Origin of the sequence: Streptomyces violascens (genome assembly GCF_014649955.1) — a bacterium.
GTDB classification, from domain to species: domain Bacteria; phylum Actinomycetota; class Actinomycetes; order Streptomycetales; family Streptomycetaceae; genus Streptomyces; species Streptomyces violascens.
Window position 1 is genome coordinate 1 of sequence record NZ_BMUA01000092.1, and the last position, 515, is coordinate 515.

At 55.9% G+C, this 515-nt stretch carries 1 rRNA gene; it reads right to left on the minus strand.

Going from position 1 to position 515, the window contains the following annotated elements:
* Positions 1 to 515, minus strand: a 23S ribosomal RNA gene (locus IE206_RS42240); the annotation flags it as partial.

Sequence of the window (515 nt, forward strand, 5' to 3'; positions counted from 1 at the left end):
AATCACTTGACCAGTGAGCTATTACGCACTCTTTCAAGGGTGGCTGCTTCTAAGCCAACCTCCTGGTTGTCTCTGCGACTCCACATCCTTTCCCACTTAGCGTACGCTTAGGGGCCTTAGTCGATGCTCTGGGCTGTTTCCCTCTCGACCATGGAGCTTATCCCCCACAGTCTCACTGCCGCGCTCTCACTTACCGGCATTCGGAGTTTGGCTAAGGTCAGTAACCCGGTAGGGCCCATCGCCTATCCAGTGCTCTACCTCCGGCAAGAAACACACGACGCTGCACCTAAATGCATTTCGGGGAGAACCAGCTATCACGGAGTTTGATTGGCCTTTCACCCCTAACCACAGGTCATCCCCCAGGTTTTCAACCCTGGTGGGTTCGGTCCTCCACGACCTCTTACAGCCGCTTCAACCTGCCCATGGCTAGATCACTCCGCTTCGGGTCTAGAGCGTGCAACTCAAACGCCCTGTTCGGACTCGCTTTCGCTACGGCTTCCCCACACGGGTTAACC